The organism is Cupriavidus sp. OV096, assembly GCF_900115455.1.
Classification (GTDB): Bacteria; Pseudomonadota; Gammaproteobacteria; order Burkholderiales; family Burkholderiaceae; genus Cupriavidus.
The window spans coordinates 342,253-364,216 of the sequence record NZ_FOWM01000003.1 but is presented as its reverse complement, the minus strand read 5'-3'; the positions used below and the strand labels follow the sequence as shown (position 1 = coordinate 364,216).

Genomic DNA, 21,964 nt, shown 5'->3' with positions numbered 1-21,964 from the left:
ACGATGCCGCGTGAGGGAACGCAGGAAATGTAAAGAAGTTTTGCGACGCATCAAGCGCCGGGCGCGAAACCCGTGCGCAATGCCAAAGAAAAACCCGCTTGGTTTTGACACCAAGCGGGTTCCTTGTCTGGTCGGGGCGAGAGGATTTGAACCTCCGACCACCTGCACCCCATGCAGGTACGCTACCAGGCTGCGCTACGCCCCGAAGCAAAAGATTATATCAGCAACAATCGATCGGTGGCTAGTCATTGGCACGGCGCATTGCAAAATTATCCATGCCGCGCGATCTCTTTCAATTGCGCCAGCAGGTTTTGCACTGCCACCAGCTCGCCGCGCAAAGTATTGAGGTCGACCGACAGCACAGGCGCCGTGGCGACCGGCACCACCGACTCGGTCTCGCCCTCCTCCAGCGGCGCGCCGAGGCCATGATGGCGACCATCGTCGAGGCGGTTGCGCGCCCCGTTGATGGTGAATCCCTGCTCGTACAGCAACTCGCGGATACGCCGGATCAGCAGCACTTCGTGATGCTGATAGTAACGTCGATTGCCGCGCCGCTTCACCGGCTTGAGCTGGGTGAACTCCTGTTCCCAGTACCGCAGCACGTGCGGCTTGACGGCGCAAAGCTCGCTCACTTCGCCAATCGTGAAGTAGCGTTTTGCGGGAATCGGCGGCAGCGCAACGCGCTCGCTGGATTTTTCCGACATGCGATGGGAAGTCAGGCGTCAGGCCGAAAGGCGCGACTCGGTTGGCGCGACATGCGCGCGAGCATTGCAGGATACAGACTGCAAGTGCCGTGGGCAATCCACCGTTCGAGGCAGGAGGCGTGGCGTGGCGTGTCGGACAGCCGCGACGCGCCGGGAGGCGCCAGCGCGAAACGCCAGCGGAAAACTCCCAGCAGCGGACCGTCAGCCCGGCACAGCCAGATCGGCGCGCTCCTCGACCAGGCCCTTGAGTTTCTGGCTGGCGTGGAACGTCACCACGCGGCGCGCGGTGATGGGGATGATTTCGCCCGTCTTGGGGTTGCGGCCTGGACGCTGCGGCTTGTCGCGCAACTGGAAGTTGCCGAAGCCGGACAGCTTGACGCTGTCACCATGTTCCAAGGCTTCACGAATCACGTCGAAGAAGGCTTCGACCATGTCCTTGGATTCACGTTTGTTCAGGCCAACCTGGTCGAACAGCATCTCTGCAAGTTCGGCCTTCGTGAGGGTGGGCACTTCGGTCGCGCGGGCTTCCGGCGATGCGTCGTCCAGTGAGGCGGCGTGCCGGTCGCTGACCTCGCCCAGGTCTGCAGCATTCATGGAATTCGCGTCTCGATCGTTCATTCTTGATCGCTCTTCTGAGGTCTGTCTGGCGATCCGCCCGGGAGCTGTGCCCGGACGCCCCAGGTTTCAGCGACCTATCCGCGCAGACGGGCCGAGAAGCCCGCTGCCAGCGCATCGATCATACAGCGCACCGCGCTGTCGACCGTCTCGTCCTGGAGGGTCGCCCCAGTATCTTGCAACGTCACACGGAACGCAAGGCTTTTCTCGTCAGCCCCGATGGCGGCCGAAGCCGCCTTCGGACGGAACTCGTCGAACAGCACCAGGCTCTGCACGTAGTGGCCAAAACCGCCTTGGTCCAGCGCCGCGCGCATCGCATCGAGCAGGTCCTGCACGCGCACCGACTGCTTGACCACCACGGCCAGGTCGCGCACGGCGGCCGGGAACTTCGAGATCTCTGTGTACGCCGGCAGACCGACGTCGCGCAGGGCATCAAGGTCCAGCTCGAAGGCCACGGGCGCTTGCGTCAGCTCGTATTCCTGGAGCCAGCGTGGGTGCAGCTCGCCCACCACGCCAACCGGCTTGCCGTCCACGATCACACGCGCGGCGCGGCCCGGATGCAGCGCGGGATGCGCCACCGGCTCGAAACGCGCCGTACGCGGATGGAACAGCGACTCCACGTCGCCCTTCACATCGAAGAAGTCCACCGGACGCGTGGCGATACCCCACTGCTCGTCGAATGCCGGGCCGTAGGCGATGCCGGCGGCCACCATCGGCTGGTGATAGCCAGCCACGGTCAGGCCGCCATCCGTCACGTTGCCGTCGCGATGGAACACGCGGCCCACTTCGAACAGGCGCACGCGCGCGGCCTTGCGGTTGAGGTTGTAACGGACCTTGTCCACCAGCCCGCCAAGCAGCGTCGAACGCATCACGGCCAGCTGGCTCGCGATCGGGTTCAGCAGGCGGATCGGGTTGTCGTTGCTGGCGAAGTCACGCTCCCACTTCTCTTCCACGAAGGCGAAGTTGATCACCTCCTGGTAGTCGCGGGCGGCCAGCGCGTGACGCACCACATGGGTAGAGCGGCGTGCCTCGTTGGTCGGACGCATCTCGCTCTCGGCGATCGGCGGCAGCGTGGGAATCCGCTCGAAGCCATAGATGCGCGCCACTTCCTCGATCAGGTCTTCCTCGATCTCGATGTCGAAGCGGTAGCTCGGCGGCGTGACGGCGAACACCTCGCCCTCGGCGCCTTCCGAGCGCGTGAACGGCAGGTTCAGGCGCTGGAACACGTCGGCGATGGCGGCCGAAGACAGTTCGATGCCCAGCACGCGCTCGGCACGCGCCACGCGCAGGCTCACCGGCTTGCGCTCGGGCAGGTTCACGACCTGATCGTCCACCGGGCCGGCCTGGCCGCCGCAGATGTCGAGGATCAGCGCGGTAATGCGCTCGATGTGCTCTACCGTCGTGGCGTAGTCCACGCCGCGTTCGAAGCGGTGTGCGGCATCGGTCGAGAAGTTGTAGCGGCGCGCGCGGCCCTGGATGGCGTTCGGCCACCAGAATGCGGCTTCCAGGTAGATGTTGGTCGTGTCCAGCGACACGGCGGTGCTGTCGCCGCCCATGATGCCGGCCAGGCTCTCGATCTCCTTGTCGTCGGCGATCACGCCCACCTGCTCGTCCACGTCGACCGTGTTGCCGTTCAGCAGCTTGAGCTGCTCGCCCTTGCGGCCCCAGCGTACGTCCAGCCCGCCGTGGATCTTGTCGAGATCGAACACGTGGCTCGGACGGCCCAGCTCCAGCATCACATAGTTGGAGATGTCCACCAGCGCCGAGATGCTGCGCTGGCCCGAGCGCTCCAGGCGCTGCACCATCCACGCGGGGGTGGCGGCACGCGCGTTCACACCGCGGATCACACGGCCCGAGAAGCGGCCGCAGAGGTCCGACGCCGAGATCTTCACCGGCAGCTTGTCGGCGAGCGTGACGGTCACCGGCTTCATGTCCGGCAGCGTCAGCGCGGCGCCGGTCAGCGCGGAAACTTCACGCGCCACGCCGTGGATCGACAGGCAGTCCGCCTTGTTCGGCGTCAGCTTGATCGTGAAAATCTGATCGTCCAGATCCAGATACTGACGAATATCCTGGCCGACCGGGGCGTCGTCCGGCAGGACCATCAGGCCGCCGTGATCCTCGGACAGCTTCAGCTCGCGCGCCGAGCACAACATGCCGTAGCTTTCCACGCCACGCAGCTTGCCGATCTTGATCTCGAACGGCGCGCCGCCCGCTTCCGCCGGCGGCAGCACGGCGCCGACCATCGCGCACGGCACCAGGATGCCGGGCTTGACGTTGGGCGCGCCACAGACGATCTGGAGCGTCTCGCCGGTGCCGGCATCGACCTGGCAGACATTGAGACGGTCGGCGTTGGGATGGCGCTCGGTGGCCAGCACACGGGCCACGACGATCTTGCTGAACGGCGGCGCGACGGGGCCAACCTCTTCCACCTCGAGCCCGGCCATGGTCAGGCTGTGCGACAGCGCGTCGGTCGAGATCTTTTCAGGATTGGCGAAAGTACGAAGCCAGGATTCCGAGAATTGCATGGCGCTTCTGATCCGGTAGGTATTCTGTGATGTTCTGTGACGATGGGCGATGCGGCCTGGGACAGGTCAGGCGAACTGGCGCAGGAAGCGCACGTCGCCTTCGAAGAACAGCCGCAGGTCGTTGATGCCATAGCGCAGCATCGTCAGGCGCTCGAGGCCGGAGCCGAACGCGAAGCCGATATAGCGCTCGGGGTCGAGGCCCATGTTGCGCAGCACGTTCGGATGTACCTGGCCCGAGCCCGAGATCTCCAGCCAGCGGCCGCTGCCGAAGGCCATGTCGATTTCCGCCGACGGCTCGGTGAACGGGAAGTACGACGGGCGGAAGCGCACCTGGATGTCATCGCGCTCGAAGAACTTGCGCAGGAAATCGGTGTAGACGCCCTTCAGGTCGGCAAAGCTCACATGCTCGCCAATCCACAGTCCTTCCACCTGGTTGAACATCGGCGAGTGCGTAGCGTCGCTGTCCACGCGGTAGGTGCGGCCCGGGCAGATCACCTTGATCGGCGGCATGTCCTTGCCGGCGTACTTCTGCACGTGCATGCGGGCGTAGCGCACCTGCATCGGGCTGGTGTGCGTGCGCAGGAGCAGCAGCTTGTCGTCGCTGTCGCGGCCGTCCACATAGAACGTGTCCTGCATCGAACGGGCCGGATGGTTGTCCGGGTTGTTCAGCGCGGTGAAGTTCATCCAGTCGGTCTCGATCTCGGGACCATCCGCCACGTCGAAGCCGATGGAGCCGAAGATCTGCTCCACGCGCTCCCACGTGCGCATGACCGGATGCAGGCTGCCGCGCGACGTGGCGCGGCCGGGCAGCGTCACGTCGATGGCCTCGGCGGCCAGACGCGCGTTCATCAGCGCATCAGCCAGCGCCTGGCGGCGCGCTTGCAGCGCACCTTCCACCTGCTGCTTGATCTGGTTGATACGCGCGCCTTCGGTCTTGCGCGCCTCGGGGTCGAGCTTGCCCAGGCCCTTGAGCAGCTCGGTCAGCGCCCCGGTCTTGCCCAGGAAGCGGGCCTTTTCATTTTCCAGCGTGGCGTTGTCGTTGGCGGCGGCGAAGGCGGCCTGTGCATCGGCGACGATTTGATCCAGATCCAGGGACATGACGGCAATCGTGGAAAGGGTTAGCACTGTGTGCGGTATCTCATTTCGGGTGCCGTTTCAGTGCGCATGACACGGCATTCGAAATGAAAACGGGGCTCGGTGAGGAGCCCCGTTTCAGCAGACCTGGCGGTCGGCGCTTGCCGGGAAGCGCCCTGGGGCGCTTCCGCAGCCGGCATCAGGCAACGGAGGCTTTCACCTGGTTGACGATGGCGGCAAAGGCAGGCTTGTCGTGGATAGCCATGTCCGACAGCACCTTGCGGTCCAGTTCAATCGAAGCCTTCTTCAGGCCGTTCATGAACACGCTGTAGGTCAGGCCATGCTCACGCGTTGCCGCGTTGATACGTGCAATCCAGAGCGCGCGGAACACGCGCTTCTTGTTGCGACGATCGCGGTATGCGTACTGGCCAGCACGCATGACCGCCTGCTTGGCGATACGATAGACGTTATTGCGACGGCCGCGGTAACCCTTGGCAGCGTCGATGACTTTCTTGTGACGGGCCCGTGCAGTGACCCCACGTTTGACTCGAGGCATGTATTACTCCTTTCGTTGTCGTTGGGTTATGCGTAGGGCATCATCGCGCGAACCGACTTCAGGTTCGTCTCATGGACGTCCTGGGTGCCGCGCAGTTGACGCTTGTTCTTGGTGGTCTTCTTGGTCAGGATGTGACGCTTGAAGGCCTGGCCGCGCTTGAACGAACCGTTCGGGCGCGCCGTAAAGCGCTTGGAGGCGCTTTTCTTGGTCTTCATCTTAGGCATGAAAAACTCCAGCTCTATGACATGCATGCAGGTGGACGGCTCACGCCGACGCTTGCAAGACCCGCATCCACTTGTTTTTGTACGCAGCCACGGGGACCGCATACTGTTTTCCGCGCAGCACGACGCCGGGATGCACCTGGCACCCCGGCCGTCGCCCCGCGCGAGAATTACTTCTTCTTCTTGGGGGCCAGCACCATCACCATCTGGCGGCCTTCCATCTTCGGCATCTGCTCGACCTGACCCAACTCCTCCAGGTCCGCCTTCAGACGCTCCAGCACGCGCGCACCGATTTCCTGGTGGGCCATCTCACGGCCGCGGAAACGCAGCGTGATCTTGGTCTTGTCACCATCTTCCAGGAAACGCTTCAGGTTGCGCAGCTTGACGTTGTAGTCGCCATCATCCGTGCCAGGGCGGAACTTCACTTCCTTGACCTGGATGATCTTCTGCTTGAGCTTGGCGTCATGGGCGCGCTTGGCTTCCTCATACTTGAACTTGCCGTAGTCCATGATGCGGGCCACGGGTGGAGCCGCGTTGGGCGCGATTTCCACGAGATCCAAGTCCTTGTCCTCGGCCAGGCGCAATGCGTCCATGAACTTGACGATGCCGAGCTGCTCGTTATCAACCCCTACCAGGCGCAGTTCCGGCGCGCTGATCTCACGGTTGATACGGTGACCTTTGTCTGTAGCGATGTTCCGTTACCTCAAGAAGACAAAAAAACAAGCCGTGCTCAGCACCCTCAGGCCTTGTTGGCAACGTCCTGTTGGAGACGTTCCACAAACGCGGAGACGGGCATCACACCCAGATCCACGTTGCCACGGGCACGCACGGCCACTTGACTGGCATCCTTCTCCTTTTCGCCCACTACCAGCAGGTAGGGAATCTTCTGGAGAGAATGCTCGCGGATTTTATACGTAATTTTCTCGTTACGCAAATCGGCCTTGGCCCTAAACCCTTGTTTTTGCAAGAGTTGCACGACGCTTTCGGCATATTCCGACTGCGAATCGGCAATATTCAGGACCACCACCTGCTCCGGCGCGAGCCAGGCGGGCAAGGCACCCGCATGGTTTTCGAGCAGGATGCCCAGGAAGCGCTCGAACGAACCGAGAATGGCGCGGTGGAGCATGACCGGACGCTTGCGCGAGTTGTCCTCGGCGACGTATTCAGCACCCAGCCGCTCCGGCAGCACCAGATCCAGCTGCAGCGTGCCGCACTGCCACGAGCGGCCGATGGCGTCCTTGATGTGGTATTCGACCTTCGGGCCGTAGAAGGCGCCCTCACCCGGCAGCTCTTCCCACTCCACGCCGCAGGCACGCAGCGCCAGGCGCAGGCCTTCCTCGGCGTGATCCCAGATCTCGTCCGAACCGGCGCGCTGGGGCGGGCGCAGCGACAGCTTGACCGCCACGTCCTTGAAGCCGAAATCGTCATAGATCGAGAACGCGAGTTCGTTGAACGCCTTCGCCTCTTCCACGATCTGCGCTTCCGTGCAGAAGATGTGCGCATCATCCTGCACAAAGCCGCGCACGCGCATCAGCCCGTGCAGCGCACCCGACGGCTCGTTGCGATGGCAGGCGCCGAACTCAGCCAGGCGCAGCGGCAGGTCACGGTACGAACGCAGCCCGTGGTTGAAGATCTGCACATGTCCGGGGCAGTTCATCGGCTTGATCGCGTAGTCGCGCTTCTCCGATTCCGTGACGAACATGTTCTCCTTGTAGTTCTGCCAGTGGCCGGACTTTTCCCAGAGCGAACGATCCATCACCTGCGGCGTGCGGACTTCTTCGTACTTGGCCTCGCCCAGGCGGCCGCGCATGTACTGCTCCACGGCCTGCCAGACCTGCCAGCCCTTCGGGTGCCAGAACACCATGCCCGGCGCTTCCTCCTGCAGGTGGAACAGGTCGAGCAGCTTGCCGAGCTTGCGGTGATCGCGCTTCTCGGCCTCTTCCAGCATCGTCAGGTAGGCGTCCTGGTCTTCCTTCTTCGCCCAGGCCGTGCCGTAGACGCGCTGGAGCATCTCGTTGTTCGAATCGCCGCGCCAGTAGGCACCGGCCACCTTCATCAGCTTGAAGACCTTGAGCTTGCCCGTGGACGGCACGTGCGGGCCGCGGCACAGATCGACGAAATTGCCTTCGCGATAGAGGCCGATTTCCTGATCCGCCGGAATCGACGCGATGATCTCGGCCTTGTACTTCTCGCCCATCGACTCGAACAGCGCCACCGCCTCGTCGCGGTTCCACACTTCGCGCGTGACTTTCTCGTCCTTGCGGGCCAGTTCCGTCATCTTCTTCTCGATGGCGACGAGGTCTTCGGGCGTGAAGGGGCGCTTGTAGGCGAAGTCGTAGTAGAAACCGTTGTCGATGACCGGGCCGATCGTCACCTGCGCCTCGGGATACAGCTCCTTGACGGCGTAGGCCAGCAAGTGAGCCGTCGAGTGGCGGATCACGTCGACGCCATCGGCGTCCTTGTCCGTGACGATGGCGAGCGCGGCGTCACGGTCGATCCGGTAGCTCGTATCGACGAGCTGGCCATCGACCTTGCCGGCGAGTGCCGCCTTGGCCAGGCCCGAGCCGATGCTCTGGGCCACTTCGGCCACCGTGACGGGGCCGGGGAACTCGCGACGGGAACCGTCCGGCAGCGTGATTGCGATCATCTTGCACCTTTTGAGGGGTCCGCTCGCCGGCATTCTGCGCCTTGGCGGGCGGATCAAAGTCAAAGTCTGCGGCAGCGGCGAAGCCAGCCACCATTTGTTTCTTGCCGCGCATCGCGGACGATGCGGCAGCTTATCAGGCCGCTGGCGAACGACAGACGAAAAAAAAACGCGGCCAAGGCCGCGTTTTTCTCAATCTACCCGGATCACCCCGGGGCGAAGGCGCACCTCGACTACTGTCGCTAACCAGCGGAAGTAGTTCGAGTTGTCTTGTTCATGATGCGTTTCCGTGCCTGTAGAAGTCGATCGGATCTGCCGTCACGCCAGCCTTCGATGCCGACGGGGTAATACGTATTTTTACTGCTTTACTGCAATTCGTTGGTAGGCTCGATTGGACTCGAACCAACGACCCCCACCATGTCAAGGTGGTGCTCTAACCAGCTGAGCTACGAGCCTAGCGAAGCCGCAAGTATAGCATCACTTTCTTTTCGCCTGCAACACCCCTTGTACATCTTCGATGATGGAAAGCGCACGTTGCAGCTGCGTGGCTTCCGAGACCTCGGCCGTGAACTGCATCTTCGCCACGCCCTTGCTCGAAAGCGTCTTCACGCCGGTGACGTTGATCTTCTCGCGTGACAGCACTTCGGAGATATCGCGCAGCAGGCCCTGGCGGTCCACCGCTTCCACGTGGATGTCCACCGGGTACACGGCATCGCTGCGCTTGCCCCATTCCGTCTGGATCACGCGCTCGGGCGCGCGCGACGACAACTGCTGGAACGTATGGCAATTGCGGCGATGGATCGACACGCCGCGCCCGCGCGTGACGAATCCGACAATCTCGTCCGGCGGCGCCGGCTTGCAGCAGCGCGACATCTGCGTCATCAGCGAATCCACCCCCACCACCAGCACGCCGCTCTTGGCGCCGCGCGCCACGCTGGTCGCGCGGCTCTTCTTGGTGACGGCCTCTTCCTCGTTGAATTGCGGCTGGGCCTCGCCCTCCGGGTGCCGCAGCGCATGCTCCACGTGACGCAGGCTGAACTCCTCCTTCGCCACCGCCGCGAACAGGTCCTCCGGCGTCTTGAAGCTGAGCCGGCTGGCCAGGTCGTCGAGGTTGACAGCCGTCTTGCCCTCGCGCTGCAGGGTTTTTTCGATCAGCGCCCGGCCCTGCGCGATGGTCTCCTGTGAGTCCAGCGCGTTGAACCACGCGCGCACCTTGGACCGCGCCCGGCTACTCGCAAGATAGCCAAGTTCCGTGTTGAGCCAGTCGCGCGACGGCCCGCCCTGCTTCACCGCCACGATCTCCACGGTCTGCCCGTTCCGTAGCGGCGTGTTCAGCGGCACCATCGCCCCGTCCACGCGCGCGCCACGGCAGCGGTGGCCGAGATCGCTATGCAGGTAATAGGCGAAGTCCACCGGCGTAGCGCCCTGCGGCATCGCCACCACGCGCGCCTGCGGGGTCAGCACATAGATATGGTCGTCGATGGCCGCATGCTTGAGTTGCTCCCACGGCGAATCCTCGTGCGCGACCGAGTGGTCGGCATCGTCCTTCCACGCCAGCAACTGGCGCAGCCACGCGATCTTCTCGTCGTAGCGTTCGCTGGCCGAGAACTGTCCGCTGTAGCCCTTGCTGCCGGCTTCCTTGTAGCGCCAGTGCGCCGCCACGCCGTATTCGGCGAAGTGGTGCATCTCCTGCGTGCGGATCTGCACCTCGAACGCGCGGCCATCGTCGCCGATGACCACCGTGTGCAGGGACTTGTAGCCGTTGGACTTCGGTCGGGAAATATAGTCGTCGAACTCGCGCGGAATCGGCTGCCAGATATGGTGGACGATGCCGAGGACCGTGTAGCAATCCTTGATGTCATCCACGATCACGCGGAACGCGCGCACATCGTACAAATCGGCAAAATCGAGTTCCTTGCCGCGCATCTTCTTCCAGATGCTGTAGATGTGCTTGGGCCGGCCGGTGACCTCGGCGGGGATGCCGGCCGAGGCCAGTTCCGACTGCAGCCGCTCGATCGCCTGCGAGATATAGCTCTCGCGCTCGATCCGCTTCTCGTCTAGCAGTTTTGCGATGCGCTTGTAGGTATCGGGCTGTTCGAAGCGGAAAGCAAGGTCCTCCAACTCCCACTTCATCTGCCAGATCCCGAGCCGGTTGGCCAGTGGCGCGTAGATGTCCAGCGTCTCGCGCGCCACGCCCGGCAGCGGCATGTTCTTGGTCTGCGCGAGCCAGCGCAGCGTCTGGAGCCGCGAGGCCAGCCGCACCAGCACCACGCGGATGTCCTGGGCGAAGGCCAGCAGCATCTTGCGCAGCGCCTCCACCTGCTCCTGGCGGGCGGCGACTTCGGATTTCGACGATTCCGAGACATCGGTCTGCGACACCGCGATGGCGCCGATGCGCAACAGTTGTCGCACGCCCTTCACCAGCCGCGCGACTTCCTCGCCAAAACGCGGCTCGATCTCGGGCTCGGTGTCCGGCACGAAGGCCGCCATCGCGAACAGGCAGGCCGCGGCGCGCGCGGCGTCATCCACGCGCAGGCCGTCGAGGATGCGCAGCATCCCCTCGGCGTGAGACAGGACGGTCTCGCCGGTGGGCAGCATCGCGGGCGTCGCCCCGTCGGCGGTCTCCCGCACGAAAGCCAGCGCGCGCTCGACCAGCCCGGCATCGGGCACGCCGGCGACCTGGCTCGTGAGATCGGTGGACGTCACCATGTCAAACCATCCACCATCAATTCAGGGCAGCCGTCACCACCACTTCGATCAGGTAGTCGGGGTTGCCCAACTTCGCCTCGACGGTGGCGCGGGGCGGCGTGTTGCCCTGCGGCACCCAGGCGTCCCAGACCTCGTTCATCTCGCCGATGCGGGTCACGTCGGTCAGGAAGATCTGGCACGACAGGATGCGCGTCTTGTCGCTGCCGGCCTCGGCCAGCAGGCGGTCGATATGGCCCAGCACCTCGCGCGTCTGGCCGCGCAGGTCCGCCTTGGGGTCCACTTCCGGCACCTGGCCAGCCAGATAGACCACGCCGTTGTAGACCGCGTACTCGGAGAGGCGCGCGCCCACATGGGCGCGCTTCAGGGCATTGGTACTCATCGCAATTCCATTAAGTTCGGGATAGGATCCGGCTCGGCCTCACGTGCCCAGGAAGAAGTCCCGGGCGATGGCTACCTGGGCCGGATCGATAAATGTCGGCGCATGCCCCACATCGGGGACTTCCACCGTGGAAACCTGTTTGCCACGTGCCTGCATCTCGGCCATGGTCTCGCGCAGCAGGAGGTCGGACTGCGCGCCGCGCACCACCAGCGTCGGGCCCTGGATGGCCTCGAACATCATCCAGAGCGCGGCCTCGCCGGCCAGCACCATCTCCGGCGTGGTCTCCTTGAACGGCACCGCCAGCGCGGGATCGTAATGCAAACCCCATTCCATGCCCTCTGCGGCCTGCACCGGCTTCAGGATCGCGCCGTTCAGCTCGCGCCACTGCTCGGGCGTGTGGCGGCCGAACGAGGCGCTGATGGTCTGGAGATAAGCCAGCCCTTCCTCGAAGGTCTTGAACCGCACCGGCAGCCCGAGGTAGGCGCCGATGCGCTCCACCGCCTGCGGGGCCAGCCGGGGGCCGACGTCATTGAGCAGCAGCTTGCGGATCGGCGACTTGGGCAGGCTCGCCAGCCCCATGCCGATCAGCCCGCCCATCGACGTGCCGAACCAGTCCACCTGCTCCACGTTGAGCCGGGCGATCAGCGTGACCATGTCCGAGACATATTGCGGCACGATGTAGCGGCGCGGATCGGCCAGCCATTCGGAGCGCCCGCGTCCCGCCACATCGGGGCAGATCACGCGATAGTCGCCAGACAGCGCGCGCGCCACGGTATCGAAGTCGCGCCCGGTGCGGGTCAGTCCATGCACGCACATCAGCACGCGCGGATTGGCCGGGTCGCCCCACTCGTGATAGGCCATGCGATGCAGGCCGGCGGGACTGATGCACTGAACGAAGCCGAGGCGCGGGCTGGAAGACATCTGAACTCCCTGCGAGAGTGGGGACTACGTTTCGGGGGCAAATGCTGGCCGCAATTCTCAGCAAATTACGACCCCGCTCCGGAAGATTCCGGGCGTTTGGGCAAAGCAGGATTGTACGCCCTGCGAGTACAATGCCACAGCACATCACCCCCCTACTCCCGACGGAGGCTTACATGCTCAAAGGCAAGACGGCACTGGTGACTGGCTCGACCAGTGGGATCGGACTCGGCATCGCGCAGGCACTGGCGGCGCAGGGCGCCAACATCATCGCCAACGGTTTTGGTGACGCGGACGGCGCAAAGGCGGAGATCGCGCGCGCGGGCAGCGGCATCCAGGTGGGCTACCACGGCGCGGACATGAGCAAGGCGGCCGAGATCGAGGACATGATGCGCTACGCCGAGCGCGACTTCGGCGGCGTGGACATCCTCGTCAACAACGCGGGCATCCAGTTTGTCGCGAAAATTGAAGAATTTCCGACGGACAAGTGGGACGCAATCATCGCCATCAACCTGACCTCGGCCTTCCACACGACGCGGCTCGCGCTGCCGTCGATGAAGGCCAAGAACTGGGGGCGGATCATCAACGTGGCTTCCACGCACGGGCTGGTGGCGTCGGCGGAAAAGTCCGCCTATGTGGCCGCCAAGCACGGCATCGTCGGTTTCACCAAGGTTACAGCGCTGGAAACCGCGCAGACCGGCGTGACGGCCAACGCGATCTGCCCGGGCTGGGTGCTGACGCCGCTGGTCCAGAAACAGGTGGAAGCGCGCGCGGAGCGCGAGGGCATTCCGATCGAGCAGGCCAAGCGCGAACTGGTGATCGAAAAGCAGCCGTCCGGCCAGTTCGTAACGCCGGAGGAACTGGGCGCGCTGGCCGTGTTCCTCTCCAGCGAGGCCGCCCGCCAGGTGCGCGGCGCGATCTGGAACATGGATGGCGGCTGGGTGGCGCAGTAAGGCCGACCCGGCCCCCGCCCCAAGACACAAAAACCCCCGCCGGCTTGCGCTGGCGGGGGTTTTTGTTTTTGCGGCAAGTGATTCGCTTACAGCAGCGTCGCGCCCGTCTTCGCCTGGATTTCCTCGCGGCTGACGCCGGGCGCCGTTTCCACGAGCTTCAGGCCATCGGAGGTCACGTCGATCACGCCGAGGTCGGTGATGATGCGGTTGACCACGCCCACGCCGGTCAGCGGCAGGTTGCAGTCGGCCATGATCTTGATGTCCTCGGTGCCGTCCTTCTTCTTGGCGGTGTGTTCCATCAGGACCACCACGCGGCCGACGCCGGCCACGAGGTCCATCGCGCCACCCATGCCCTTGACCATCTTGCCCGGGATCATCCAGTTGGCCAGGTCGCCGTGCTGGCTCACCTGCATCGCGCCGAGGATGGCCAGGTTGATGTGGCCGCCGCGGATCATCGCGAACGAGTCCGCCGACGAGAAGATCGACGAGCCCGCCAGCGTCGTCACGGTCTGCTTGCCGGCGTTGATCATGTCGGCGTCCACTTCGTCCTCGGTCGGGAACGGGCCGATACCGAGCAGGCCGTTCTCGGACTGGAGCCAGACCTCCATGCCTTCCGGCACGTGGTTGGCCACCAGCGTCGGCAGGCCGATGCCGAGGTTCACGTAGAACCCGTCCTGGAGTTCGCGGGCCGCGCGCGCGGCCATTTCGTCACGTGTCCATGCCATGATGTCTCTCCTTACTTGGCACGCACGGTGCGCTGTTCGATGCGTTTCTCGGGGGTGGCGTTCAGCACCAGGCGCTGCACGAAGATGCCCGCGAGGTGCACGTCGTCCGGATCGATCTCGCCCACTTCGACGATTTCCTCGACCTCGGCCACGGTGATCTTGCCGGCCATCGCGCACATCGGGTTGAAGTTGCGCGCGGTGCGGCGGAAGACCAGGTTGCCGGCCTTGTCGGCCTTGTAGGCCTTGACCAGAGCCACGTCGGCGGTCAGCGAACGCTCCATGACGTACTGCTGGCCGTCGAATTCGCGGATTTCCTTGCCGTCGGCCACGATGGTGCCCACGCCGGTCTTGGTGAAGAAGGCGGGGATGCCGGCGCCGCCGGCGCGCAGCTTCTCGGCCAGGGTGCCCTGCGGCGTGAATTCCAGCTCGAGTTCGCCGGCCAGGTACTGGCGCTCGAACTCCTTGTTCTCGCCCACGTACGACGAGATCATCTTGCTGATCTGGCGCGTGGCCAGCAGCAGGCCCAGGCCGAAGCCGTCCACGCCGGCGTTGTTCGAGATGCAAGTGAGTTGCTTGGCGCCGCTGTCGCGCAGGGCGCCGATCAGCGCCTCGGGGATGCCGCACAGGCCGAAACCGCCCACGGCGATCGTCTGGCCGTCGCGCACGACGCCCGCGAGCGCCTCCGCGGCACTGGCGTAGACCTTGTTCATGTTTGCTCCTTCCTCGGTAGTCCGGCGGGGATTCTCCCCGGATGGGGGCGGTCCCTCGGCATTTTGGTCCCACGGGCGCCATGCGCCACGCCGGGAAATTGTAACGGTACAATCGGCTGTCAGCCGGGTGACTGGCTGGCGTCCGCTGCCGACCGCAAGCATACGTCAACGGGTGCCGGCAGCGCCATTACGTAAAAGTACATAAGGGACAATGCCCCCCATCGACTACCAGACCGCTTTCCAGCTCGCCCCGGTGGGGCTGGTGCTGTCCCGCGCGCGCGTGATCGAGGACTGTAACGACGAGGTCTGCCGGATCTTCCACACCACGCGCGACGCGCTGGTGGGCGAGTCCTTCCAGGTGCTCTACCCCACCGCCGACGAGTTCGAGCGCACCGGCGCCCGCATCGTGCCGATCATGAACACCAAGGGCATGTATTCGGACGAACGGATCATGAAGCGGGCCGACGGGGAACTGTTCTGGTGCCATGTCACCGGCCGCGCGCTGGATCGGCACGAGCCGCTGGGGGCGGGGATCTGGACCTTCGAGGATTTGTCGCAGAAGCGGCCGGTCACGGCCGATCTGACCGCGCGCGAGCGGGACATCGCCGCGCAGCTGGTGGACGGCAAGACCAGCAAGGAAATCGGCAAGCTGCTGTCGATCAGCCCGCGCACGGTGGACATCTACCGCGCACGGCTGATGAAGAAGTACGGCGCGCACACGGCGGTGGACCTGGTGCAGCGGCTGGTGAATCACTAGGGGGCGTTGCACCCCCGCCGGATCAGGCGATCAGCGCCCGGATGACCTCGGGCACCGGCACGGACTTCTCCGCCGCGTAATCGCTCCACACCACCTTGGCGCCGCCCTCGGCCCAGATCACGTCGGGCAGGTCCGTGCGGCGGATCTCGATACGCGTCTCGAAGCTCGTGCGGCCAACCTGGCCCGCATAGACGCGCAGCTCGATGTCGCCCGGGAATCGCAACTGCTTCAAAAACGTCATGTGCGCGTTGATGATGACCGGCCCCTGGCCGTTCTCATCCTTGCCGTTCCGGCCAATCGACCGGAACCATTCGATCCGCGCCTGCTCCAGGTACTGGAAGTAGACCGTGTTGTTGACATGGCCCATGGCGTCCATGTCGCCCCAGCGGATGGGCATGACGTAGGTGAAGACGTGTTTCATCGCAAATCCCGGACGCTATCGTTTATCGCTTGGAAATCGCCGTTTCCGCCTTGGCGACGAGGTCCGAGCCAATCTGCTTCTTCCACTTGTCGTAGACCTTGACCGTGGCCTTGCGGAACGCGTCGTGCTCGGCCGGGCTCAGCTGCGTCACCTTCACGCCGTGCTGCTCCATCTCCTTCCACGCCGGCGCGCCGGATTCCACCAGGCCCTTGCGGGCCAGCGCGATTTCCTGCTTGCCGGCGTCGATGGCGGCCTGCTTCACGATTTCGCGGTCAGCCGGGGTCCACGATTCCCAGATCTGCTTGTTGACCACGAAGATCAGCGGATCGGCCACGTAGCCCCAGGTGGTCACGTACTTCTGGCCCACCGTGTACAGCTTGGCGGCGGCGAACACGCTTTGCGGGTTCTCCTGGCCGTCCACTGCGCCCGAGGCCATCGCCGGCTGCGCATCGGCCCAGCTCATCTGCGTGGGGTTGGCGCCCAGCGCGTTGAAGGTCTCGATGTACAGCGGCGAGCCCACCACGCGCAGCTTCAGGCCCTTGAGGTCTTCCGGCTTGCGGATTTCGCGCTTCGAGTTGGACACCTCGCGGAAGCCGTTCTCGCCCCAGGCCAGCGGCACCACGCCGGCCTTTTCCAGCGTGGCGAACATCGACTTGCCGACTTCGCCCTGCGTCAGCGCGTCCAGCGCCTTGTAGTCGGGCATCAGGAACGGCAGCGAGAACAGGTTCAGCTCCTTCACCTGCGGCGACCAATTGATCGTGGAGCCCACGGCCATGTCGATTACGCCCTGGCGGATGGCGGAGAACTCGCGCGTCTGGTCGCCGGCCACCAGCGACGTGCCCGGATACAGCTTGATATTGATGCGGCCGCTGGTGCGCTGGCGCACCAGGTCAGCCCAGATCTCGCCGCCCTTGCCCCACGGGAACGCGGGGCCCAGCACCAGCGACATCTTGTACTCGGACTTGTAGCTCTGGGCCATTGCACCGGCCGGCGCCAGGGCGGCGGCGGCAATCGTGGCGGCTACGGACAACATCAGGGCACGGCGTTTCATGCGGGAATCTCCTCGTCAGTTTCTAGTTTGATTTCGATCAATAGCCCAGGTAGTCGGGCAGCCACGTGGCCAGCGGCGGATAGGCCAGCACCATCAGCATGGCGATGAACATGGCCAGCAGCATCCAGATCACCCAGGGCACGGTTTCCTCCATGCGCACGCGGGCGATCCGGCACGACACCATCAGGTTCACGGCCAGCGGCGGGGTGAACTGGCCCAGCGCCACCTTGAGCGTCAGCACCACCCCGAACCACACCGGGTTCCAGTGGAAGGCATTCGAGATCGGCAGCAGCAGCGGCACGAAGATCAGGAAAATCGAGATGCCATCCAGGAACATGCCCACCGTCATCAGCAGCAGCACGATCAGCGCCAGCACGCCGTATTCGCCCAAACCGGAATTGGCGATGGCATGGGCCAGCGGGTCGATCACGCCGAGCGTGGACAGCGCGTAGGCGAAGATGCCGGCCAGCGCCACCACGAGCAGGATCACCGCCGAGGTCTCGGCCGCTTCCTGGAAGATCACGAACAGGTCGCGCAGGCCGATGCTGCGGTAGATCACCATGCCGACGAACAGCCCGTAGACCACGGCCACCACGGCGGCCTCGGTCGGGGTGAACCAGCCGGCACGCATGCCGCCGAGGATCAGGAACGGCGCTACCAGGCCCCACGCCGCCTCGCGCAGGCTCTTCCAGAACGGCGGACGCGGCAGCGCGGCCTCGATCTGCCCCATATTGTGCTTGCGCGCCAGCCACACGGCCGGCACGATCAGCGCCACGCCAGCCAGCACGCCGGGGATCAGGCCCGCCGCGAACAGCGCCGGCACCGAGGCGCCCGGCACCAGCACGCTATAGATAATGAAGGCGACGGATGGCGGGATCAGGATGTCGGTAGCCGCCGCCGCGCCCACCACGGACGCGCTGTACGCCGGCGGATAGCCCGCGCGCGACATCGCCGCGATCATCACGCCACCCACGGCCGCCGCGTTGGCGGGACCGGAGCCCGAGATGCCGCCGAGGAACATCGCCACGAGAATCGCCACCAGCGGCAGCATGCCCGGGCCACGTCCCACGACCGCAATCGCGAAGGTGACCAGCCGCGCCGCCACGCCGGAGCGGTCGAAGATCGACCCCACCAGCACGAACATCGGAATCGCCAGCAGCGGATATTTGGCCAGGCCGGCGTAGAAGTTCTGCGGCACGGCCAGCAGGCCGAACATCTGCGTATCGAGGTTGGACAGGCCGATGGCAACCAACCCGCCCAGCCCCAACGACACGCCGATCGGCACGCCCAGCAGCATCAGGCCGATAAAGACCACGAACAGGGTAATGGCGACGAGCGTCATTGCACGCCCTCCCCGCCCTGCTCGCTCAGCGCCCGCAGCGCACGGACATTGCGCCAGGCCAGCGCCAGCGCGCGCAGCACGATCGCCACGGAAAACAGCGGGAGCCAGATCGAGTACCACCAGCTCGGCACGCCAATGCCGGGCGAGGTCTCGCCGAACGCGTATTCGTCCCAGGTAATCCGCACGCCGAGCACCGCCAGCGCCAGGAACATCACCGCCACGCCCAGCGCGGAGACGATGGCCAGCCGCTTCTGCCGCGCAGCGCTGCCCCGTTCGAAGAAGAACTCGATGCGGATATTGCGGTCGCGCGCCACGGCGGCGCTGCCGGCCACCAGCGCCAGCACGATCATCAGGAAGACCGAGAACTCCTCGGTCCAGGCGAAGGATTCGTCGGTGAAGTAGCGGACCACCACGTTGGCGAACGTGATGGCCACCAGCAGCACCATGACGATCACACCAATCCAGTCCTCGATGCGCGGCGAAATGCGGAATTCAGTGTCGCGGGCTTCGTCGGCGGCTTCGGGAATGATCACCGAATCCACGACGTGTTGCGGCACGGCGTCGCGCCGTGCCTCATTGTCTTGCACCATCTCCCCCGGCCTCCGGTCCGGGCCGCTCGGGCCATTGCGGCCACTACGGCATATTTCTGATTATTTATGTAAGGACTTCATTCGAAACCAGCGGCGATTATGCCAACTCTGGCCTCTCGCGGCACAACTTTAGACGCGCAGGGGACCGGATAAGCCCTGCTCGGCCACGCGCCCGCCCCGCCGCGCTTGTGGCGCGTTGCGGGGCCGGCATCAGGATTGTGCGGTATTCGGCAATTCCTGTCGTTGAAGGCTTGCTTCAGATCCTGCTCAGACCATGCCGTCGTCCGCCGTGACCACCGCCCCGTTGATGAAGCGCGAGGCATCGGACGCCAGCAGCAACAGCAGGCCGTCGAGGTCCTCGGGCTGGCCCAGCCGCTTGCGCGGCAGCATCTGGATCAGCTTCTGGCCCGCATCGCTTTCCCAGTGATGATGGTTGATGGCGGTGTCGATGTAGCCGGGGCAGATCGCATTGGTGTTGATGCCATGGCGCGCCCATTCCAGCGCCATCGCCTTGGTCATATGGACCACGGCGGCCTTGCTCATGCAGTACACGCCGATCTGCGACAGCACCTTCAGCCCAGCCACCGACGCGATATTGACGATGCGCGCCTGCGGCAGCGGATTGCCCTGTTTCTCGGCGCCCTTGGCCCGCGCGATCATGCGCTTGGCCACTTCCTGGGCCACGAAGAACGCGCCGCGCGTGTTGGTATCGAAGACGAAATCGAAGTCCTCGGCCGTCACGTCGGTGAGCTTCTGCGTGGTGGAGACGCCCGAATTATTGACGAGGATATCGATGGCGCCCGCCTCGGTCTCGGCATGCGCCACAGCGGCGCGGATGCTGTCCGGGTCGGTCACGTCGAGCCGCACCACGTGGGCACTGCCACCATCGGCCTCGATCGAGGCACGCAACTCCTTGAGTCGCTCGGTACGGCGCGAGGCCAGTACCACCTTGGCGCCAGCGGAGGCCAGAACATTGGCGAAGCGCGTGCCCAGCCCGCTCGAGGCACCGGTCACCAGCGCGACCTTGCCTTCCAGATTGATCGACAAACCCATAATTACCTCGGTGTGGAGGCATCCGGCCGGGGCCCGATGCGTGCCGCCAGCCCCCATCTGCTGGGCGAAAGGCAGCATACCAAAAAAAAGAACGGTCGTTCCAAAAAATATCTTGCCTGAGGGTGTCGAGTCCCGGACAATGCCGGAGATTCTAAGAACTTGGCCCCTAAAGGGAAAGAGGAAAAACGCCTAGATCCTCACCGGGGCCCTCACAGATCTCCACAACCGCAGCTCCCCCGCCGCATCGCCGGACCACGGGCTGCAAGCTCGCGGCAGTATTGCCGCCCAGAAGAAACAGAGGGTTAGAGACAATGGATCAGCAACAGCTCCTGGAGCAATTCGGCCCACGCGAAGCCATGGAGTACGACGTCGTCATCGTCGGCGGCGGTCCTGGCGGTCTGGCCACAGCCATCCGCCTGAAGCAGCTGGCGGCGGAAAAAGGCGGCGACGTCAACGTATGCGTGCTGGAGAAAGGCTCCGAGCCGGGCGCGCACATTCTCTCGGGCGCCATCATGGACCCGCGCGCGCTCAACGAGCTGTTCCCGAACTGGAAGGAACTGGGCGCACCGCTGAACCAGCCCGTCACCGAGGACAAGTTCCTGTTCCTCAACGACACCGGCTCCAAGGGCGCTCCGCTGCTGCCCGAGTGCTTCCATAACGAAGGCAACTACATCGTCAGCCTGTCGAACTTCGTGCGCTGGCTCGGCCAGCAGGCCGAGTCGCTGGGCGTGGAGATCTTCCCGGGCTTCCCGGCCGCCGAAGTCCTCTATAACGATGACGGCTCGGTCAAGGGCGTGGCCACCGGCAACCTCGGCATCAACAAGGAAGGCGAGCCGACCGAGAACTTCCAGCTCGGCATGGAGCTGCACGCCAAGTACACGATCTTCGCCGAAGGTGCGCGCGGCCACCTCGGCAAGCAGCTGATCGCCAAGTACCAGCTCGATGCGGGCAAGGATCCGCAGAGCTACGGTATCGGCCTGAAGGAACTCTGGGAAATCGATCCGGCCAAGCACCAGCCGGGCCTGGTGATCCACACGGCCGGCTGGCCGCTCGACCCCGCCACCTACGGCGGCTCCTTCCTCTATCACATGGAGGACAACAAGGTGGCCGTGGGCTTCGTGGTCGGTCTCGACTACACCAACCCGTGGCTGTCGCCGTTCGAGGAATTCCAGCGCTTCAAGACGCACCCGGAGATCCGCAAATATTTCGAAGGCGGCAAGCGCATCGGCTACGGCGCGCGCGCCATCACGGCCGGCGGCCTGCTGTCGCTGCCGAAGACGGTGTTCCCGGGCGGCGCGCTGGTCGGTTGCGACGCGGGCTACCTGAACGCCTCGCGCATCAAGGGCAGCCACGCCGCGATCAAGACCGGCATGATGGCCGCCGATGCCGCCTACGACGCACTCCAGGCCGGCCGCCAGCACGACGAGCTGACCGCCTACCCGGCCGCGTTCGAAGCCAGCTGGCTCCACAAGGAACTGCTGCAGGCCAAGAACTTCAAGCAGTGGTTCAAGAAGGGCCGCACCACGGCCACGCTGATGACCGGCATCGAGCAATGGCTGCTGCCGAAGCTCGGCATCCGCAACCCGCCCTGGACCATCCACCGCGAGAAGCCGGACCACGTCTACCTGAAGCCGGCCGCCGACTGCCCGAAGATCGAGTATCCGAAGCCGGACGGCAAGCTCACGTTTGACCGCCTGTCCTCGGTGTTCATCAGCAACACGAACCACGAGGAAAACCAGCCGGCCCACCTGACGCTCAAGGACCCGAGCGTGCCGGTGGACATCAACTGGGAAAAGTACGCCGGCCCCGAAAGCCGCTACTGCCCGGCTGGCGTGTACGAGTTCGTGCAGAACGATGAAGGCAAGGAGCGCCTGCAGATCAACGCGCAGAACTGCGTGCACTGCAAGACCTGCGACATCAAGGACCCGACGCAGAACATCGTGTGGGTCACGCCGGAAGGCCCCGGCGGCCCGAACTACGTGGGGATGTAAGCCAGGGCGCGCAGCGAATGCGCGCC

21 protein-coding genes and 2 tRNA genes are annotated in these 21,964 nt (G+C 64.7%); 3 read left to right on the top strand and 20 right to left on the bottom strand.

Annotated features, from left to right (window positions below):
* Positions 1-128: 128 nt before the first annotated feature.
* The 13 genes from BM115_RS09010 to BM115_RS08950 form a co-directional block, all read right to left on the bottom strand.
* Positions 129-205 (bottom strand) — tRNA-Pro (locus BM115_RS09010).
* A 64-nt stretch (positions 206-269) separates the two neighbouring features.
* On the bottom strand, positions 270-704 hold the full coding sequence (locus BM115_RS09005; protein ID WP_092292809.1) for a MerR family transcriptional regulator: 435 nt from the start codon (positions 702-704) through the stop codon (positions 270-272).
* A 201-nt stretch (positions 705-905) separates the two neighbouring features.
* Positions 906-1,322 (bottom strand): integration host factor subunit alpha, encoded by a 417-nt coding sequence (locus BM115_RS09000; protein ID WP_092292807.1) that lies wholly within the window; start codon positions 1,320-1,322, stop codon positions 906-908.
* 74 nt (positions 1,323-1,396) lie between these two features.
* Complete coding sequence (gene pheT, locus BM115_RS08995; protein WP_092292805.1) at positions 1,397-3,844, bottom strand: phenylalanine--tRNA ligase subunit beta; 2,448 nt, start codon at positions 3,842-3,844, stop codon at positions 1,397-1,399.
* 66 nt (positions 3,845-3,910) lie between these two features.
* Positions 3,911-4,936 carry a phenylalanine--tRNA ligase subunit alpha gene (gene pheS, locus BM115_RS08990; RefSeq protein ID WP_177219888.1) on the bottom strand — a complete coding sequence of 342 codons (1,026 nt, stop codon included), beginning with the start codon at positions 4,934-4,936 and terminating at the stop codon, positions 3,911-3,913.
* Between the two features lie 181 nt (positions 4,937-5,117).
* Complete coding sequence (gene rplT / locus BM115_RS08985; RefSeq protein WP_092292801.1) at positions 5,118-5,474, bottom strand: 50S ribosomal protein L20; 357 nt, start codon at positions 5,472-5,474, stop codon at positions 5,118-5,120.
* A 26-nt stretch (positions 5,475-5,500) separates the two neighbouring features.
* The gene (rpmI, locus tag BM115_RS08980; protein ID WP_006575466.1) at positions 5,501-5,698 is read right to left on the bottom strand and encodes a 50S ribosomal protein L35; all 198 of its coding nucleotides are present in this window, start codon (positions 5,696-5,698) and stop codon (positions 5,501-5,503) included.
* A 167-nt stretch (positions 5,699-5,865) separates the two neighbouring features.
* Entirely contained in the window at positions 5,866-6,387 is a 522-nt protein-coding gene (gene infC, locus BM115_RS08975) for a translation initiation factor IF-3 (RefSeq protein ID WP_092292799.1), read from the bottom strand.
* A gap of 47 nt (positions 6,388-6,434) precedes the next feature.
* Complete coding sequence (gene thrS, locus BM115_RS08970; RefSeq protein WP_092292797.1) at positions 6,435-8,342, bottom strand: threonine--tRNA ligase; 1,908 nt, start codon at positions 8,340-8,342, stop codon at positions 6,435-6,437.
* A gap of 376 nt (positions 8,343-8,718) precedes the next feature.
* Positions 8,719-8,795 (bottom strand) — tRNA-Val (locus BM115_RS08965).
* Between the two features lie 21 nt (positions 8,796-8,816).
* A complete protein-coding gene (locus BM115_RS08960; RefSeq protein WP_092292795.1) occupies positions 8,817-11,048 on the bottom strand; it encodes a RelA/SpoT family protein in 2,232 nt (743 codons plus the stop codon).
* Between the two features lie 16 nt (positions 11,049-11,064).
* Positions 11,065-11,427, bottom strand: coding sequence for a RidA family protein (locus BM115_RS08955; RefSeq protein WP_092292793.1), 363 nt, complete (start codon positions 11,425-11,427; stop codon positions 11,065-11,067).
* Between the two features lie 39 nt (positions 11,428-11,466).
* Entirely contained in the window at positions 11,467-12,348 is an 882-nt protein-coding gene (locus tag BM115_RS08950; protein WP_092292791.1) for an alpha/beta fold hydrolase, read from the bottom strand.
* A 173-nt stretch (positions 12,349-12,521) separates the two neighbouring features.
* On the opposite strand from BM115_RS08950, the gene BM115_RS08945 reads away from it, so the two are divergent.
* Positions 12,522-13,298, top strand: a complete 777-nt coding sequence (locus BM115_RS08945) for a 3-hydroxybutyrate dehydrogenase (RefSeq protein WP_092292789.1) — start codon at positions 12,522-12,524, stop codon at positions 13,296-13,298.
* A gap of 86 nt (positions 13,299-13,384) precedes the next feature.
* Here BM115_RS08945 and BM115_RS08940 read toward each other — a convergent pair whose 3' ends face one another.
* Together BM115_RS08940 and BM115_RS08935 are read right to left on the bottom strand one after the other, a co-directional pair.
* The gene (locus BM115_RS08940; RefSeq protein ID WP_092292787.1) at positions 13,385-14,023 is read right to left on the bottom strand and encodes a CoA transferase subunit B; all 639 of its coding nucleotides are present in this window, start codon (positions 14,021-14,023) and stop codon (positions 13,385-13,387) included.
* Positions 14,024-14,034: 11 nt separating this feature from the next.
* Positions 14,035-14,733 carry a CoA transferase subunit A gene (locus BM115_RS08935; protein WP_092292785.1) on the bottom strand — a complete coding sequence of 233 codons (699 nt, stop codon included), beginning with the start codon at positions 14,731-14,733 and terminating at the stop codon, positions 14,035-14,037.
* 211 nt (positions 14,734-14,944) lie between these two features.
* On the opposite strand from BM115_RS08935, the gene BM115_RS08930 reads away from it, so the two are divergent.
* Entirely contained in the window at positions 14,945-15,490 is a 546-nt protein-coding gene (locus BM115_RS08930; RefSeq protein ID WP_092292783.1) for a PAS and helix-turn-helix domain-containing protein, read from the top strand.
* Between the two features lie 22 nt (positions 15,491-15,512).
* On the opposite strand, the gene BM115_RS08925 is transcribed toward BM115_RS08930, so the two are convergent.
* The 5 genes from BM115_RS08925 to BM115_RS08905 all read right to left on the bottom strand — a co-directional run bounded on the left by BM115_RS08925 (position 15,513) and on the right by BM115_RS08905 (position 19,947).
* Entirely contained in the window at positions 15,513-15,911 is a 399-nt protein-coding gene (locus tag BM115_RS08925; RefSeq protein WP_092292782.1) for an acyl-CoA thioesterase, read from the bottom strand.
* 22 nt (positions 15,912-15,933) lie between these two features.
* Positions 15,934-16,962, bottom strand: a complete 1,029-nt coding sequence (locus tag BM115_RS08920; RefSeq protein WP_092292780.1) for a DctP family TRAP transporter solute-binding subunit — start codon at positions 16,960-16,962, stop codon at positions 15,934-15,936.
* Positions 16,963-16,999: 37 nt separating this feature from the next.
* A complete protein-coding gene (locus BM115_RS08915) occupies positions 17,000-18,304 on the bottom strand; it encodes a TRAP transporter large permease (RefSeq protein ID WP_092292778.1) in 1,305 nt (434 codons plus the stop codon).
* Positions 18,301-18,894 (bottom strand): TRAP transporter small permease, encoded by a 594-nt coding sequence (locus tag BM115_RS08910; protein WP_092292776.1) that lies wholly within the window; start codon positions 18,892-18,894, stop codon positions 18,301-18,303. Before BM115_RS08910 ends, BM115_RS08915 begins: the two co-directional genes overlap by 4 nt.
* Positions 18,895-19,161: 267 nt before the next feature.
* Positions 19,162-19,947, bottom strand: coding sequence for an SDR family oxidoreductase (locus BM115_RS08905; RefSeq protein WP_092293307.1), 786 nt, complete (start codon positions 19,945-19,947; stop codon positions 19,162-19,164).
* 311 nt (positions 19,948-20,258) lie between these two features.
* On the opposite strand from BM115_RS08905, the gene BM115_RS08900 reads away from it, so the two are divergent.
* Positions 20,259-21,938 (top strand): electron transfer flavoprotein-ubiquinone oxidoreductase, encoded by a 1,680-nt coding sequence (locus BM115_RS08900; RefSeq protein ID WP_092292774.1) that lies wholly within the window; start codon positions 20,259-20,261, stop codon positions 21,936-21,938.
* Positions 21,939-21,964 lie beyond the last annotated feature (26 nt).

Excerpts from the sequence above, each read along its gene's own strand:
- BM115_RS09005 (WP_092292809.1), bottom strand. The coding sequence starts at position 704 with ATGTCGGAAAAATCCAGCGAGCGCGTTGCGCTGCCGCCGATTCCCGCA.
- BM115_RS09000 (WP_092292807.1), bottom strand. The coding sequence starts at position 1,322 with ATGAACGATCGAGACGCGAATTCCATGAATGCTGCAGACCTGGGCGAG.
- pheT (WP_092292805.1), bottom strand. The coding sequence starts at position 3,844 with ATGCAATTCTCGGAATCCTGGCTTCGTACTTTCGCCAATCCTGAAAAG.
- rplT (WP_092292801.1), bottom strand. The coding sequence starts at position 5,474 with ATGCCTCGAGTCAAACGTGGGGTCACTGCACGGGCCCGTCACAAGAAA.
- rpmI (WP_006575466.1), bottom strand. The coding sequence starts at position 5,698 with ATGCCTAAGATGAAGACCAAGAAAAGCGCCTCCAAGCGCTTTACGGCG.
- thrS (WP_092292797.1), bottom strand. The coding sequence starts at position 8,342 with ATGATCGCAATCACGCTGCCGGACGGTTCCCGTCGCGAGTTCCCCGGC.
- BM115_RS08960 (WP_092292795.1), bottom strand. The coding sequence starts at position 11,048 with ATGGTGACGTCCACCGATCTCACGAGCCAGGTCGCCGGCGTGCCCGAT.
- BM115_RS08955 (WP_092292793.1), bottom strand. The coding sequence starts at position 11,427 with ATGAGTACCAATGCCCTGAAGCGCGCCCATGTGGGCGCGCGCCTCTCC.
- BM115_RS08950 (WP_092292791.1), bottom strand. The coding sequence starts at position 12,348 with ATGTCTTCCAGCCCGCGCCTCGGCTTCGTTCAGTGCATCAGTCCCGCC.
- BM115_RS08945 (WP_092292789.1), top strand. The coding sequence starts at position 12,522 with ATGCTCAAAGGCAAGACGGCACTGGTGACTGGCTCGACCAGTGGGATC.
- BM115_RS08940 (WP_092292787.1), bottom strand. The coding sequence starts at position 14,023 with ATGGCATGGACACGTGACGAAATGGCCGCGCGCGCGGCCCGCGAACTC.
- BM115_RS08935 (WP_092292785.1), bottom strand. The coding sequence starts at position 14,733 with ATGAACAAGGTCTACGCCAGTGCCGCGGAGGCGCTCGCGGGCGTCGTG.
- BM115_RS08930 (WP_092292783.1), top strand. The coding sequence starts at position 14,945 with ATGCCCCCCATCGACTACCAGACCGCTTTCCAGCTCGCCCCGGTGGGG.
- BM115_RS08925 (WP_092292782.1), bottom strand. The coding sequence starts at position 15,911 with ATGAAACACGTCTTCACCTACGTCATGCCCATCCGCTGGGGCGACATG.
- BM115_RS08920 (WP_092292780.1), bottom strand. The coding sequence starts at position 16,962 with ATGAAACGCCGTGCCCTGATGTTGTCCGTAGCCGCCACGATTGCCGCC.
- BM115_RS08915 (WP_092292778.1), bottom strand. The coding sequence starts at position 18,304 with ATGACGCTCGTCGCCATTACCCTGTTCGTGGTCTTTATCGGCCTGATG.
- BM115_RS08910 (WP_092292776.1), bottom strand. The coding sequence starts at position 18,894 with ATGGTGCAAGACAATGAGGCACGGCGCGACGCCGTGCCGCAACACGTC.
- BM115_RS08905 (WP_092293307.1), bottom strand. The coding sequence starts at position 19,947 with ATGGGTTTGTCGATCAATCTGGAAGGCAAGGTCGCGCTGGTGACCGGT.
- BM115_RS08900 (WP_092292774.1), top strand. The coding sequence starts at position 20,259 with ATGGATCAGCAACAGCTCCTGGAGCAATTCGGCCCACGCGAAGCCATG.